The sequence below is a fragment of the Pseudoalteromonas sp. T1lg122 genome (assembly GCF_002964825.1).
Taxonomy (GTDB): Bacteria; Pseudomonadota; Gammaproteobacteria; order Enterobacterales; family Alteromonadaceae; genus Pseudoalteromonas; species Pseudoalteromonas gelatinilytica.
This window is the reverse complement of sequence record NZ_PQCG01000033.1, coordinates 355827-370831: the sequence shown is the minus strand read 5'-3', so window position 1 is coordinate 370831 and position 15005 is coordinate 355827. Positions and strand designations below refer to the sequence as shown.

At 41.5% G+C, this 15005-nt stretch carries 10 protein-coding genes and 1 pseudogene; 8 read left to right on the top strand and 3 right to left on the bottom strand.

Annotation, left to right across the window (positions count from 1 at the left end; all coding sequences use genetic code 11):
* The first annotated feature begins 33 nt into the window (after nt 1-33).
* From C2M33_RS18020 to C2M33_RS18005, 4 genes are all read left to right on the top strand, one after another.
* Nucleotides 34-3537 carry a PKD domain-containing protein gene (locus C2M33_RS18020; RefSeq protein ID WP_158685604.1) on the top strand — a complete coding sequence of 1168 codons (3504 nt, stop codon included), beginning with the start codon at nt 34-36 and terminating at the stop codon, nt 3535-3537.
* A 53-nt stretch (nt 3538-3590) separates the two neighbouring features.
* Entirely contained in the window at nt 3591-3962 is a 372-nt protein-coding gene (locus C2M33_RS18015) for a hypothetical protein (protein ID WP_062564682.1), read from the top strand.
* A 70-nt stretch (nt 3963-4032) separates the two neighbouring features.
* On the top strand, nt 4033-4647 hold the full coding sequence (locus C2M33_RS18010) for a trimeric intracellular cation channel family protein (protein WP_063701506.1): 615 nt from the start codon (nt 4033-4035) through the stop codon (nt 4645-4647).
* A 38-nt stretch (nt 4648-4685) separates the two neighbouring features.
* Nucleotides 4686-6197 carry a YifB family Mg chelatase-like AAA ATPase gene (locus tag C2M33_RS18005; protein WP_105175095.1) on the top strand — a complete coding sequence of 504 codons (1512 nt, stop codon included), beginning with the start codon at nt 4686-4688 and terminating at the stop codon, nt 6195-6197.
* A gap of 8 nt (nt 6198-6205) precedes the next feature.
* Here the strand turns inward: C2M33_RS18005 and C2M33_RS18000 are convergent, their stop codons facing one another.
* Nucleotides 6206-6910, bottom strand: a complete 705-nt coding sequence (locus tag C2M33_RS18000) for a response regulator transcription factor (protein ID WP_063701510.1) — start codon at nt 6908-6910, stop codon at nt 6206-6208.
* A 165-nt stretch (nt 6911-7075) separates the two neighbouring features.
* On the bottom strand, nt 7076-9571 hold the full coding sequence (locus tag C2M33_RS17995) for an alpha/beta hydrolase family protein (protein WP_105175094.1): 2496 nt from the start codon (nt 9569-9571) through the stop codon (nt 7076-7078).
* Between the two features lie 145 nt (nt 9572-9716).
* On the opposite strand from C2M33_RS17995, the pseudogene C2M33_RS17990 reads away from it, so the two are divergent.
* A pseudogene (locus C2M33_RS17990) lies at nt 9717-10780 on the top strand (hemolysin family protein).
* On the opposite strand, the gene C2M33_RS17985 reads toward C2M33_RS17990, so the two are convergent.
* Nucleotides 10777-11997, bottom strand: a complete 1221-nt coding sequence (locus C2M33_RS17985) for an EAL domain-containing response regulator (RefSeq protein ID WP_063701514.1) — start codon at nt 11995-11997, stop codon at nt 10777-10779. The pseudogene C2M33_RS17990 and the gene C2M33_RS17985 sit on opposite strands and share 4 nt — an antisense overlap.
* Nucleotides 11998-12172: 175 nt before the next feature.
* On the opposite strand from C2M33_RS17985, the gene C2M33_RS17980 reads away from it, so the two are divergent.
* The 3 genes from C2M33_RS17980 to C2M33_RS17970 all read left to right on the top strand — a co-directional run bounded on the left by C2M33_RS17980 (nt 12173) and on the right by C2M33_RS17970 (nt 14959).
* Nucleotides 12173-13189, top strand: a complete 1017-nt coding sequence (locus C2M33_RS17980; protein WP_063701516.1) for a metalloprotease — start codon at nt 12173-12175, stop codon at nt 13187-13189.
* A gap of 183 nt (nt 13190-13372) precedes the next feature.
* Nucleotides 13373-14617, top strand: coding sequence for an HlyD family efflux transporter periplasmic adaptor subunit (locus C2M33_RS17975; RefSeq protein WP_105175093.1), 1245 nt, complete (start codon nt 13373-13375; stop codon nt 14615-14617).
* Nucleotides 14618-14761: 144 nt separating this feature from the next.
* Nucleotides 14762-14959, top strand: coding sequence for a hypothetical protein (locus C2M33_RS17970; protein ID WP_105175092.1), 198 nt, complete (start codon nt 14762-14764; stop codon nt 14957-14959).
* Nucleotides 14960-15005 lie beyond the last annotated feature (46 nt).

Genomic DNA, 15005 nt, shown 5'->3' with positions numbered 1-15005 from the left:
TAGGGAAATACAGCACTCAATGTAAGGATTAGCATGATGAGCCCCCCTAATTTTCACTCCATAAAGTATTTAAAACAATTATTACTAGCGACAAGTCTTGTCGCTTTAACCGCTTGTGGTGGAGGCGGTGGAGGTGGTGATGACGATGATGATACCCCTCCTGTCGCGACAAACAAAAATCCCACGGTATCTATTAGTAGTGATAGCAGCGTAACAGAAGGCGGCGAGTTAGTCCTACAAGCGACGGCAACAGACAGTGATGGCACAATTGCAAGTTATGCATGGCAGCAAACATCAGGTCCAGAGTTAACACTTAGCGGAAGCGATACAAGTAAACTTACGATCACCGCACCAGAAATTGAAGAAGATGCAGATGTTGCTGTTTCATTGACTGTTACTGATGATGATGGTGCTACCGCCACAGCTAAGGTAACGATTGAACTGAAACGTAAAGTGCTCAGTGTAACGATTACCGGTATTGTAACGGATGAGCCGATTATTAACTCAAGTATAGTGGTACAAATTGGCGATGAACAATTTGCGATTACCGCTGATGCAGAAGGTCGCTATAGCGTAAACATTGAGGTTGATGACTCAGATGCCGCTGAACTGGTTAAGCTGGTGGCGCTAGGTAATAACGCCATTGACCCAGGTGTTGAGTTTGTATCCCAGTTGAAATCAATCGCAACGCTTATTTCACAAGCGGGGGCGGATGGCACATTAAGCAAAGATGAAAACTTCGGTGTAAATATTACTAATGTTAGTACTGCAGAGTTTGCACTTTTAAGCCGCGATGGTACAGACATAGACTCTGAACAGGCATTAGATGACGCTTTGCTCGCCGTTGATGCTGACGAAAAACTGCTACTTGCAGCGTTAATCAAGATCATTGTCGATAATGATGACTATGAACTACCAGAGGGGGTCGATACGACCCTTGATTTAATATCCAGTGCAGAACAAATTGATGACTTTATAAATACAGTTGAAAGCCAAGATCCTGGATTAATCGACAGTACAAAAGAAGAGATTAAAGATGATGATGAACTTGTTGATCAAACAATCAATAATCTTACTGGCAATTATTTATTAATGCAGCCGCAATACTATCGCACCTCAGTTGGGCAGTTTGAGTTTAATACTGATGGTAGCGGATATGTTAGTTTGCTGGATGTTGATACTGACTTTAGTTGGTCGCAACAAGATCAAGACATTACGATTACGCTAGCTGAGCCGGCATTGATGAGTTGCTTTGTGATTACTGATGCAAACAATGAACAGCAAGATGCCTGTGAGTACTTAGTTGAGTTAGATCTAACGATTCTTTTAGAGAACGACGCAAACAGAACGGTCGAATTTTTCCGCAAAAGCGAAACTCGCCTAACCAGTTCAGATGTCGTGTATAGAACCACAGAATCGAATTATAACGCGACCCTTATTGAACAACAGCAAACACTTGCTGTGACGGCTGATGAACTTATTGGTACTTGGGTTATAGATAACTTAAGTGAGTTTGGTGGTTACAGTAGTGCTGTCAGCATTGAGCTAGTTTCTGGTGGTACAGGGACGCTCACAGATAATGATAACGCGCCTGTTAGTGTGGCTTGGCAAGTTGATGGAAATCAACTACTAATAACCAATAGCGCAGAAGATATCAGTTATGACATCGCAATTTGGCTCGTTAAAAATGTACAAGTTGGCTATCAATTTGCGGCATCACTTGAAGCGAAAGCTGATGATAGCTCGCGTACTGTCACTGGTTTAATGGTGAAGGATAATCAGCTTTCATTTACTAAAGCTGATCTATTGGGTAAATGGACTGTTTATCAGGGCTATAACTCACCACAAACAGACCTTCATTATGATGTGTATGATGATGGTTTAATGAATTTTAACTTGAATCAGAACTTCCGTTCATGGCAAGTGAGTAGTGAGGGAGTGTTCTTACGCCACAACTATTATACAAGTAATGGCGTTCAACCAATCTGCCCTGAAGGCGAAGTTTGCCAAGTATACAGTGAATTCTCGCAGCGATTATTAGCGACTAATAATGGCCAAAACTTTACCTATCGCAAATATCGCTTTTTTAACTACGATGGTTCGGAGCGTGTCGAAGATTATTCATCTCACCTACGTAATTTTTCTGTATCAGATGAGTATGGGGTAACCAAATTCGCACCTTATTGGTTAGAAGAAAACGCAAGTTATGATGATAATGGCTACCCAATTACAACTAACTACATTGAACTCTATACAGCAAGAGAGCTCGGTGTAGAAACCATTAAAATAGCGACTATTTATGATGAGATGACGGCTGAGTATAGCCATCAAATCACCTTTACTTATCTTGGTGTGGTCAATCAATACGACTACAGTTTAGCATCAGGCAAGTTACTATTTGGTAGCATGCAAGCAGAAGTGAGTGATTTTGATCGACACTTCTTAACCATTTGTGTTTATGAGCAAGCAGGTACATGTACTGAAGATGCTAAACAAGCTTGGTACTTTGATAAGGCAATGGCTGAAGAGCAAGTTGTTATAGAGCGCCCAGCAACGGATCATCCATTAGATGGGGCTTGGCAGCTTGCTGATGAACCTGATGTTGCGGTGATTATTCGTGACGGAAAGTGGTTACAAATTCAAGCAATGGACGACCCTGATGACGATACCGCATTCCCAGGCTATGAAATTGGTGATTTTACTTGGAATGAAACAACAGGTGCATTTGTTGTCACTATTACAGAAGATACCAATGGTAGCTTTGGTATTGATGATGCCGGTAGTATCGTTGCCAGTGTGGATGGGGATACGCTGACATTCGATATTGAAGGTGAGGGTATTATCACTTTAAGTAGAATCTACAGCGAATCAAATCCGTTGATAGGGGGTTATACATATGGCTCTTACGATGGTGATTTCTTTATTGGCGTATTTAAAGAAGACGGTACTTTCTTAGAGCTTGCTCATGATACAGAGTTTGATGAGTTAGGTATCTCAGGTGGTTACTACACCTATGATCCAGAAACTCAAAAGGTAGAGGTTGATTTCTATGTGAAAACCTATGGTGATCCCATTGTTCAAGCTGACCCTTACTTTATTGTTAAACCACAAGGTAACTTTATGCAGTTTAAAGATGGCGATGATTTTGGCCTCTTTGAACGAGTGACCCGAGTGATTGACCAAGCAACCTTTACTGAAGCAGATCTCGTTGGCTCACATGTATTCACTTTTATGGCGGATGATGGCAGTGGTTTAGAAACCTCTAATGTCGTTATAAGCAATGATGGTACTGCAACATTTGAATTAGATGGTGAAGTACGCTCTGCAGAGTGGGTATTAGATCTTGGGTCGTTGATGATGTATAGCGAACCAACAGCTACACAAAATTATGGCTACGGTGTCATCATGACGCCTGTGATAACCATTGATGGTGGCTTTAGTGTAGCGACGCTAGGTTTTGAAGTACCTGAAATCTATGATGATAATGATGATCCCGAACTACATACTTTTGTATCGGGCAGTTTAATTAAGCAGTAATTTTCTGAGCCCAGTAGCAGCAATGCTACTGGGCTTTTTTGAGGAGTTAGTTTATGAAAGCGTTATATTTCTCAGTATTACTTCTTACCCTTAGTGGGTGCCAAACGATGGATGCAATGCAAGAAGACATTAGCGATTTAAGTAATAGTTTGTTTTCAAGTGAAGATATGAGCGAAGAATCACAAGATGCATTCTTAAAAGCACAAGAGGCATTTTATGAAGCCGACAATGTTCGTAAGAAACATGCGCAATTAAATGCTCAAGAACGAAGCTTATGGGTCGAGTTAGAAGATGATTACAACATCTTATTAGCTGCGCCAAGTAAAGCCACTGAGAAGGAATCTTACTTTTCAGACTCCACACTTGCAGACAGCGTTATGATGCAGAGTTTAAAGTTTATTGAGCTGGTCGAAAAAGGCGAGTAATCGAAACTTCGCTTAAAAGATTGAAAAGTTTATGTTACAACGACACTAACATTACTTTTTAGTTACAAACATGACTGAACTTTACCATTGGTTTGATTTAATCGGCGTAGCCGTGTTTGCTGTTTCTGGAACGCTATTGGCGTACGACAAAAAAATGGATGGCTTTGGGGTTGTTGTGTTAGCCACAGTCACTGCTATCGGCGGTGGGACTGTGCGCGACGTAATTTTAGATGTACCCGTATTTTGGCTACATGATCAAAGCTACTTCTGGGCTATATTACTTTCTGTATTTGTTACCACTCGTTTAATCAATAAACAGCGATCGATTTCACTAAATGCACTACAAGTGGCAGATGCTTTTGGTTTAGCATTTTTTGCGGTGATGGGCGCACAAAAAGCCATGCTCGCAGGCATGCCTGATACCACCGCAATTATTATGGGGGTGATCACAGGCTGCTTTGGTGGCGTTATCCGTGATGTGCTCGCTGGAAATATGCCGATGCTATTAAAGGGCGAGCTCTATGCTATTACCTGTATCGCAGGTGGAATTGTTTACACGCTAAGTATCTCACTGGGTTTCGTGACCGAAATGGCCATGGTATTAGCCATGCTAATGACCTTATCACTGCGTTTAGCTGCAATGAAATGGCAGCTGACATTACACGTTTTTAAATATCCCGACTAAGCTTAACCTAAGGATGAATGATAGGGACATCATGGATCGTGTCTTTAGCTAGAATATTTTCACGTGCACAAGTGGGCGTGCAAGCTCCTGAAGTAATTGTAGAAGTACACTTAGGAAACGGCTTACCTGCTTTTCATATCGTTGGCTTGCCTGAAGCGTCAGTCAAAGAGTCAAAAGACAGAGTGCGTAGCGCACTCGAAAACTCACAGTTTGGTTTTCCAGATCAACGAATAACCGTCAACCTTGCGCCCGCTGATTTACCTAAAGAAGGTGGCCGTTTTGACTTGGCTATTGCTGTGGGTATTTTAGTCGCCTCTGGGCAAATAAACTGCCCTGATATTCATCGTTATGAGTTTTACGGAGAGTTGGCTTTAAATGGTGAGGTAAGAGGGGTAAATGCTATTTTGCCTTCGGTGTTAGGAGCGAAAGAGCAGGGGCGCTGTTGTTTCTTACCTGCTGAAAACGATAATCTCGCAAGCCTTGTGTCGGGCGTTTCTCGAAAAGCCGTTTACTCCTTACAAGATGTTTGGAATGATTTATTAAATCAGCAACCCCTTCCACTTAATATTAGCTATCCAGAGCAACAGTCGCAGCGCGAATCGCTACTCGATTTAAGTGACGTGAAAGGCCAACCAGGTGCCAAACGAGTACTCGAAATAGCCGCTGCTGGTGGCCATAATTTACTGTTTCTTGGCCCTCCAGGTACTGGCAAGTCAATGCTTGCCCAGCGTATGCCAACGATTATGCCAACCATGTCGGATGATGAAGCAATTAGTACCGCTGCGCTATATTCGATAATTGGTCAGTCAGTTGATTTATCTAATTGGCGTGAACGGCCCTTTAGAAATCCACATCATACTTGCTCTGCTGTTGCTCTTGTCGGTGGCTCTTCGAACCCTAAACCGGGGGAAATCTCCCTTGCTCATAATGGCGTATTGTTTTTAGACGAGCTGCCCGAATTTGAAAGAAAGGTGCTCGATTCACTGCGTGAACCAATGGAAACGGGCGTGGTGACTATATCGCGAGCGGCGCGACAAATGGAATTTCCATCGCAATTCCAGCTAATCGCCGCATTAAACCCTAGCCCCACAGGAAGCCATACTGATAAGCGTGCAACGCCAGATCAAGTATTGCGGTACTTATCTCGGGTGTCTGGACCATTTATCGATAGGATTGATTTACAAATTGAGCTGCCGAGACTCACCAGTAGCCAATTACAGAGCACGCAAGTAGAAGAAAGCAGTGAACAAGTAAGAGCCAGAGTCGAAAGAGCTTATGCAATTCAACTTAACCGACAAGGCAAAGTGAATGCGCGCTTGAATAATAAAGAAATGAGTATTCATTGTGAGTTGGCAGCAGCTGAGCTGCAGTTTTTAGCAAAAGCCAGTGAAAAACTGGCGTTATCACCACGCTCGTATCACCGTATTATCAAGGTGGCACGCACAATTAGCGATTTAAAAGCACAGCCAGCAATTACCTTAAATGAATTAAAAGAGGCGCTGAATTATCGCGCCTTTGAGCGGTTAATTAGCCAATTAACGCAGTACTAGCAAGTTTGCTAAATAGACAGCATGTAGCCTTTGCCGCGAACGGTAACGATACGTTTTTGGTCTTTTTCATCGCTTAATTTTTTACGTAAGCGGCCAATCAACACATCAACGGTACGATCGCTTGGGCTCCAGTCAGGCTGGCCAATTTCTTCGGAAATTTTTTCACGTGATGTCGCTTTACCGGCATTTGCAATAAGGCAAATAAGTACCTTGTGCTCTGCTTCGGTAAGACGTGATTCTTCACCATTAGGGGTGATCAAGGTGCGGTTATCTGGGTGTAGTTTAAAGTCGGCATATTCAATAAACTCTTCACTCTCATCATCTTGCTGAGAGCCTTTTATGCGCTTAAAAAGAGCGCGCATTCGCAGTTCAAGTTCAAGTAAGTCAACCGGCTTGCAAATGTAGTCATCGGCACCTTGTGCAAGACCAGCAATACGGTCAGCTTGCGAGTCACGACTAGACAGCACAATAACGCCAATATCCGTCAGTGCATTAAGTTCTTTGGCAAGCAAAAGCCCATCGCGTTTTGGTAACACAATGTCGATAACGGCTAAAGAAATTGCTTCTTTTGATGACGCACGCGATTGCACAATGCTTAATGCATCGGCCCCCGTTGAATCTACCTCAATATTAAACTCAGTTTCTTTAAAATGATTAAGAATGCGCTTAACGAGTAGTTCGTCGTCTTCAACCAATAAAACTTGAATAGTCATTCGCTTTAATTTCACACTTGATTTGTTGTTATGTTAGCACTGTATGGCAAAGGCTGAGAAGTGTCATAGCGAGGTTTGTAACTATTTCTTACAATTTAATGGCTTAGCAATAGTTGAAAAGAATGGCAGCTGAGCACTCACATCGTGCCCAGCCAAATGATTAAACTACTTTTCAGGATAAAGGTATTGCCACCATTGTGGCTGATCTTTTAAGTTTTTATCGAAATAAGCCAACATGGTATTCCACCAGTCGAAGCGTTTATCACGAGCAAAAATTTGGTGATCTGCACCTTTGTACTCAATCAGGTCAACATCTTTACCTAATAACTTTAATGCGGTGTACATATTGTGGCTTTCACCAACCGGTACGTTGGTATCCGAATCACCATGAAGGAGTAATAGCGGCGTTGTTACTTTGTCAGCATGAAACACCGGGCTGTGTTGGCTATAAAGTGTAGGATTGTTCCACGGGTAGCTATTTTTAGATGCCTCAGCTGAGTATAAGTAACCCCACCAACCTTGACCCCAATACGAGGTGATATTTGAAATCCCTGCATGGGCAATCGATGCACTGAACATATCCGTTTTAGTTGCGAGTAGCATGGTCATAAAGCCGCCGTAAGAGGCCCCTAAATTACCCACACGTTTGCTATCTACAAAGTTATATTTATCTAAAAAGGCTTTAGTACCGTCGATGATATCGTTGGCAGTGTATTCACCCCATGCGTTGACGTGTTTAGCCGAGAACTCTTGGCCAAAGCCTGTTGCGCCAGTAGGTTGCACAACGTAAACAACATAGCCATGCTCAGCCCATAAGTTAAACGGGTAACGGCCTGTAAAGCCACGAGTTACTGGCGATGTACCACCATAATAATAAACCAGTGCAGGGTATTGTTTATTGCTATCTAAATCATGGGGTAAATAAACTCGCCCCTTTATTTCAATGCCATCTTTATTAGTAAAGTTAAACTCTTCCAGTGAGGCTACTTGCGTATTTTCATAGCCAATTGGTTTAGAATCCCACACTACTTTAGCGCGACCCTTACCTAAGCTGAGTTGTTTTAACTGCTGAGGTGTTGACGCTGTGGTGCCGGTAACCAAAATGCGTGGGGTACGCTCGTTTGAGTAGCTAAATTGCTCCACAACATCAAAGCCCGTATTCACTTTATTAAAACGCTTTTTGCTCAAGTCGAATTGATAAAGTTGTACGGTATCTTGCTCGGTAACTTTAATAAGCGCATCACCGTTTTCAAGCACATTTAACTGGCCGATAGCTGGGTTAAACTCCTTACTCAGAGCGCTGGCTTGTTTACCGTCACGGCTGAGTAAATAAAGTTGACCGTCATAGTTATTCGCAAGCATCCCTTCAGGAAGGTTACGACCTAAGCCATTGTTAAAATCTGGACCGGCAGTGACATAAATTCCGTCGTCAGTATATTTAGCCTGATTAAAGGTATTGTATTGACCAAGTACCTTGATAGCCGATGAAGCTAGGTTTAGCTCAACAAGCTCTGTTGCTGGCTGTGGTGATAGCTGCATTGCTTGTGCTGAGCGGCTCATCAAAACGTGGCCGCTTTTAGCATCAAAATCTTCAAGTGAATGGCTAAGCGGGCCTTGGCTTAATATTTTGCTTAAACCTGTTGCGATATCGAGTAAATAGACTTGCGACGTGGTACGAGCATAAGACCAACGATCTTGCAGGCCTTGATAATGTTTAGTGAGCTTGCCATTGTCTGTTGGAGACTTCGACCAACTAAAAATTAAGCTGTTGTTATCGAAAAACTGAAAGCCATTTGCACCCGCGAGGTTTTTAGCAATGATGCTAAGTTGCATGGTTTTCAGGTTTAAACGTTTAAGCTCGCCATTTAATAAATACACTAAGCTTTTGCTATCTGGGCTCCAAGTAATGTTACTCGGTTGGGCTGATTCAAAGCGATAAAGCGTATTGTTTTTTGCGTCTTTAAGCTCAGTAACATATTGTGCTTGATTAGCGGTTGCATCTTCGTAATGACGTTGGCTAGTAATGAAGTAATCGCCATTTGGTGCCATTGAAATATAACTGACCGTTGGCGCATCGAATAATTGCTTAGCCGACAAACCGTGTTGTTGCTTAGCACTAAATTGCACAGCATCTAGTTCAGACTTAGCCGTAAAATCAAGCTCAACCTCATTCCAGTTAGCTACTTGCTCAGTGATGATAACAAACTGGTGATCGCCTTGGCTTAAAGCTAGCTCATAGCTTTTATTTTTTTCTGTTTGCTTTTCACCATCAATAAATAGCTGTGCGTTTTCAATGCCTTTAAGCGTTAATGAGCCTTGGCTAAAGCGTTCAGTTGAAGCGGTAAATTTGAGTGCCTGTAAACCACCTAGTGTTAGCGCACTCACTTTATCGAATGATTGCCAGTCAAGCTCATCGCCAAATACGCGTATGCTATCGCCGCTTTTTTGCAAGCTAGGTAGTAGGTTAGCAATAATGGCATCGCGATGATCCGTTTGATATGGCTTAAGTTGCATATCTTCGCCAAGAGGGCCAATAAATTGCACCGCTGATTTATCAATGGCAGCGGCCATTGCTGTATTACTTAACGCACATAACGCTAATGCACTAAATGTTGTTTTTAGCTTGGCTGATTGGCTTAGCCAAGTAGTTGAAAGTGTCATAGTTTCGCCTGTTGAAGGTAATTTAAACCAATATAGCACGCTGCAAATTACCCAAAAAGTGCTCTGCGTTAGATTGCAGTCGGGTTTGAGCTTGTGGTTTTCAATTGCTATGGTGAGCAGGTTAACTTTTTTAAGAGGGCTCAGCGTGACATTGCTACTTGTTTATATGTTTGTTGCCATTGCGGTTTCGTTTTTGTGCTCAGTGATGGAAGCGGTACTGTTAAGTATTACGCCAAGTTATGTTGCCATGCTAAGAAAGCAACAACCGCAATTAGCAAAGCGGGTAGGTAAACTCAAAGACAATATAGACCAACCGTTGGCGGCAATACTCACGTTAAATACCATAGCGCACACGGCGGGTGCCGCTGGCGTTGGCGCACAAGCTGCAGTGGTGTTTTCAGATGCTGCGGTTGGCGTAGCCTCCGCAATTATGACGTTATTGGTACTGGTGCTTTCTGAAATTATTCCTAAAACATTAGGGGCTAATTATTGGCGAGGATTAACACCCATTGTTAGTGTGAGCTTAATTTGGTTGGTGTTTATTCTAAAACCCTTCGTGTGGTTTGCTGACATTTTAACGCGCTTTTTAGGGCGTAATTACGATGAGGCCTATTATATTCGCCAAGAGATTGAAGCCATGGCTGATATTGGCACTGAATCAGGAGCCCTTGGGCAAGATGAATCTGAAATCATACGCAGCCTGCTGCATTTTCGTCATGCCAAACTCGATACCTTAATGACACCACGTACGGTGCTTTTTAAAGTCCATAAAGATTTAACCGTAAACCAATACTTGTCGGAGCATGGTTCTTCATCGTTCTCTCGGGTATTGGTTTATGACAAAAATGGTGATGATATTATTGGCTTTGTGCATAAAAATGACATTATGCTGGCTTATCATCGTCTGGGTGAGACTATAAAATTAGCAAGCTCGTTAAGCCTATTTACACCGTACCAGAAACCTTGCATGTGCCGACCTTGCTCGAAACCTTACTGTCTGAGCGCACGCATATTTGTTTAGTCGTGGATGAATACGGTGATGTACAAGGTATTGTCACCCTTGAAGATTTAATTGAAGCATTAATGGGGCTCGAGATTGTTGATGAGCATGATCAATCAGCCAATATGCAAAAAGTCGCCAAACAGCGTTGGCGACAGCGTTTAGCATCGAGTAATACCATTGTCAGTGACGATAAGCGTAAACCTTAGCGGCGATGCCCCGCTGCGGTTTTTACCATTTGCCGCCAAGAGAGTGACCAATTTAAAAAGTCTTCTTTGGCTTTTGGGCGGCACAGCAAAAAGCCCTGCATTAAAATAAATTCTTTGTAGCGGTCGAGGTATTCAAGCTCTTCAACGCGTTCAATACCCTCGGCAACGATAGCGAGATCTTCTTGTATCGCTATATTCACCAAGCTACTAACAATCACTTGGGAAAACTGATCGGTTTCAATATTACTGATCAGGGTGCGATCGATCTTTATTTCGGTAAAGGGTAGTGTTTTTAACTGCTGCACATTAGTAAAGCCAGTGCCAAAATCATCTAGTGAAATACCAAAACCGCGCATTCGTAAGCGGTTGAGTGATTCAAGTTGCGATGCACTACGCAGCGCATACTGTTCGGTAATCTCTAATATAACTTCACTAGGCGTGAGCTTGTTAAGGTGCAGTATTAAAGCCAGTTTATCTGGACAACTTAAGTCCTCAAGCTGCGAGGGAGATAAGTTAAATGCGAGCTTTAAGTTAGGATCAAACTGCTCTTTAATTTCTGCAAAATCGTTAGTGGCCTTTTCAAATAATTGGAAAGTAATAAGGTTTATTAAATCTAGGTCTTCAGCAATACAAATAAAGCGATCAGGTAAAATTATTTCGTCTTCTTGGCTTGTGTTGATGCGGGCAAGTACCTCAATGCTTTCAACCCGATTATCATGGCGATTTATCTTAGGTTGATAAAACGGAATAATCTCATTATGACTGATGGCATGTAGTAACAATGACTCAGAAATAGGGGTTTTTGTACGCTCAACATGAATAGCAAAGTGCTCAAGCTTTTGCAGTAGTAAGTACACTTGATTAAGTTGCACTGGTTTAGTGACGTTACCAATTAAGTGAGCGTTATGCTTACGAGCAAGGTCTGCTGCAAGGTCAATGACTTTAGGGTCCATCTCAGAAATTATGGCAATTGCACCTTGGTATTTCATGGCGCCTAAGTGACGAATAAGCTCCATGCCATCCATATCTGGCATATTGAGATCGGTAAAAATGGCATCAAAAAAGCGAGGGGCTTTTTTAACTTTTTCTAAGGCTTCTTCTGCACTTAGGCAGGTTGTAATGTGTGGAACCTCAAGCTCATTCAAGATGGCATGCATAACAATCAGGATAGCTTTTGAGTCATCCACTACGAGTATGTGTCTATTTGACTTAACCATATTCACTCCTTGAACAAGAACGCTATAGTTAAAAGTAGTAGATAAACCCTATTTAGTCATGTTTTTTGCTTGTTTTATAGTGCGAAAAATACACAGTCTTGTACCTAAAGGAAATTCGTAATTTTGCAAGGTCTCAGTATAATAGCCGCACTTTTTATTCGTATTTATAAGAACTATGGTCAGACTTCAGCTGAGTCTCGCAGACGAAACCTTTATTTTGCATTTAAATGGCTCACAGTTAATTCAGCTTTTTCATCATCAACAAGCAATTGCTTTCGATAACCCAGAGCCAGAACTTTATGAATTTGATTTTCAGGGGCAACGCATTGGTCTTGATACCAGCAAAGTGCACGAAAAAAGCTTAGCCATTTTTGTTAATCAGCAGCAGGTGAGCCAGCTTGCTTTACCGGAGTTACAAGAAGCCGAACCCAAACGCGGCATTATTGGTTTGCTGGCACTGGGCTTTAAATTATTTAAAAGTGCAAAAGTAGTTAAAGCGGCTTTAGCGGGTGCTTCGGTGGCAGGCTATGCTTGGTTATTTTCTATTGAATTTGCCTTGATGCTAATTGCTTGCTTGGTGGTGCATGAATATGGTCATGTACGTGCGATGAAATACTTCGGCATTAAAACTAAAGGTATTTACCTTATTCCCTTTGTCGGTGGTTTGGCTGTTTCCGATGATAAAATTACCACGCGATGGCAAGACGTAGTGATCTCACTCATGGGGCCTGCTTTTGGCTTGATTACCTCAGTACTGGGAGTCGTGCTTTACTACGCCACTGAAATGGAAATATTCGCTGGTGTGGCAGTACTCAGCGCACTGCTAAACCTATTTAACTTGTTGCCTATTTTGCCCTTAGATGGCGGCCATGTACTTAAAAGTATTAGTTTTTCGATGCGTTCATGGATAGGTCTAAGTGTGTGTTTATTAGGTGTGTTATTTGGCTTGTGGCTGAGTTATACCTTTGGCTTGATGCTACTGGTGTTCTTCTTATTTGTAGGGGCTCTTGAGATTATCTTTGAGTGGCGCGGACGTCACTATTCACATCTCATTCCTCTTGATACATACGGGCAAGGCTTTTCAGCGGTAATGTACGCACTGGTTGTTGCAGGTCACGTTGCAGTGATGATGCACTTTGCTGATTCAGAAAGCGCAATCCTAAGCTTACCAATGAAGATTCTAGCAAGTTAAATAATATTTAAGCACTAAGTTATATACAGCTTGGTGCTTAAATTTAATTAATATATTTTAATTGATTTTACTAATTAAACCTTCAATTTGTGCTTTGTTTTATTTTTAGGAAAATTCTGATTTACAAAAATTAGAATGTCCCGCTAATTTTAAATTCAAGAGATATAGCAAAAGGATTTTGTTATGAGCTTGTTTAGAAAGGAAGCGGTTGCACAACAAAGTGAACGTTTAACTGGCGTAATTACCTTAGCGCAACCATTATCGATTAAATTAACAGTTGTAACCTTAAGCTCTGTTGCTGCTGCGGTTATAGTATTTCTTTTTACAGCAGAATATTCCCGCAAAGAAACCGTACGTGGTTTTCTCATGCCTAGTAAAGGCGTCATTCAAAGTTTTGCTAATCAAGGCGGAACAATTGAAAAGCTTCATGTAAAAGAAGGCGACTCTGTCATTAAGGGGCAAGCACTTGCTTCAATTGTTGTTCAGCAAAATGATAGTCAAGGTTTAGATCTCAGTTCACAATTAGTTGAACAATTAACAGAGCAAATTAAACTTTTGAATCATGAGGTTATGCAAACGGAAGTGTTGCAAAAACAAGAAATACTAAACCTTGAAGCGCAGCAAACGCTTTTAAATGAAGAAAAGCTTGCATTACAAAGTCAATTAACACTCGCAGATGAAAAGCTTGCCCTGTTGCAAAGTCAACAAGTTAATTTCAACCAGCTTAATAAGAGTGGCTTTTTATCGAATATAGAACGTGAGCAGCAACAACAAGCTTTACTCGATGTTAAGCAAGAAAAGCAAAACTTAGCTCGAATACTGATGCAGCAAAATAACCAGCTGAGTCAATTACGCTTTAATCTTGCTAACGTTCCACAACAATATGCACTTCGCATCAGTAACTTAAAACGAGAAATTTCAGATACACAAAACCAACTATCGCAGTTAAAAAGCAACTATAGCTACACAATTACGGCTAGCAATAATGGTGTTGTTACAGGCATTCAAGTAGTCGAAGGAGAGGTGTTAAGCCAAGCAAAGCTTTTACTGCATATTATACCTGAGGGTTCTGAGTTAGTTGCTGAATTACTATTACCAACGCGCTCCGCAGGGTTTATAGAAATAGGCAACGAAACTCGGTTACGTTTTGATGCTTTTCCATATCAACGATTTGGTTTTATCAATAGCACAATTAGCCGTATTGATAAGGCACTTATTACACCAAACGAAGTGCGGTTACCTATTACATTGCAAGAGCCTGTATATCGACTTAGGGCTACTTTAAGTCAGCAGCAAATGTCTGCGTATGGAAAGGCCTTTGAGTTAAAAAGCGGCATGCTGTTTGAGGCAGACATAATGTTAGAACAGCGCACATTAATTGAGTGGTTACTAGAGCCTTTATATAGCTTAAAAGGAAGGGTTTCATAGAATTTAGAGTTACTCATTTGAGGATCTCTAAAAGGAAGCTGACTTTGTTTATTTTCGTTAACCATAGTCAGTAAATTTAATCCCATAGATTTGGGTTGATAAATCCTGTTGGTAGTAAATCACAGGAAACAAGGAGTTAATATCATGCGTGAATTAAACGTTATTGAAATTAAAGAAGTTAAAGGTGGTGTAGACCAAAGTACTGCAATTGGTGGAAACCTGGGAATTATAGCAATTGGAGTTGGGATTCTTGCCGCAGGAGCAACAGCCCCTATTTGGTTTGGAGCTGCGATGATCGGGGTTAGTATATCTTTAACAACCTCATATTTTTTAGAGCATTAACATAATTTGAGAGTGTGAATTCACACTCTCTATTATATTTTATGGG

Coding starts and splice junctions, on each gene's coding strand:
- C2M33_RS18020 (WP_158685604.1), top strand. CDS start 34: ATGATGAGCCCCCCTAATTTTCACTCCATAAAGTATTTAAAACAATTA.
- C2M33_RS18015 (WP_062564682.1), top strand. CDS start 3,591: ATGAAAGCGTTATATTTCTCAGTATTACTTCTTACCCTTAGTGGGTGC.
- C2M33_RS18010 (WP_063701506.1), top strand. CDS start 4,033: ATGACTGAACTTTACCATTGGTTTGATTTAATCGGCGTAGCCGTGTTT.
- C2M33_RS18000 (WP_063701510.1), bottom strand. CDS start 6,910: ATGACTATTCAAGTTTTATTGGTTGAAGACGACGAACTACTCGTTAAG.
- C2M33_RS17995 (WP_105175094.1), bottom strand. CDS start 9,571: ATGACACTTTCAACTACTTGGCTAAGCCAATCAGCCAAGCTAAAAACA.
- C2M33_RS17985 (WP_063701514.1), bottom strand. CDS start 11,997: ATGGTTAAGTCAAATAGACACATACTCGTAGTGGATGACTCAAAAGCT.
- C2M33_RS17980 (WP_063701516.1), top strand. CDS start 12,173: ATGGTCAGACTTCAGCTGAGTCTCGCAGACGAAACCTTTATTTTGCAT.
- C2M33_RS17975 (WP_105175093.1), top strand. CDS start 13,373: ATGAGCTTGTTTAGAAAGGAAGCGGTTGCACAACAAAGTGAACGTTTA.
- C2M33_RS17970 (WP_105175092.1), top strand. CDS start 14,762: ATGCGTGAATTAAACGTTATTGAAATTAAAGAAGTTAAAGGTGGTGTA.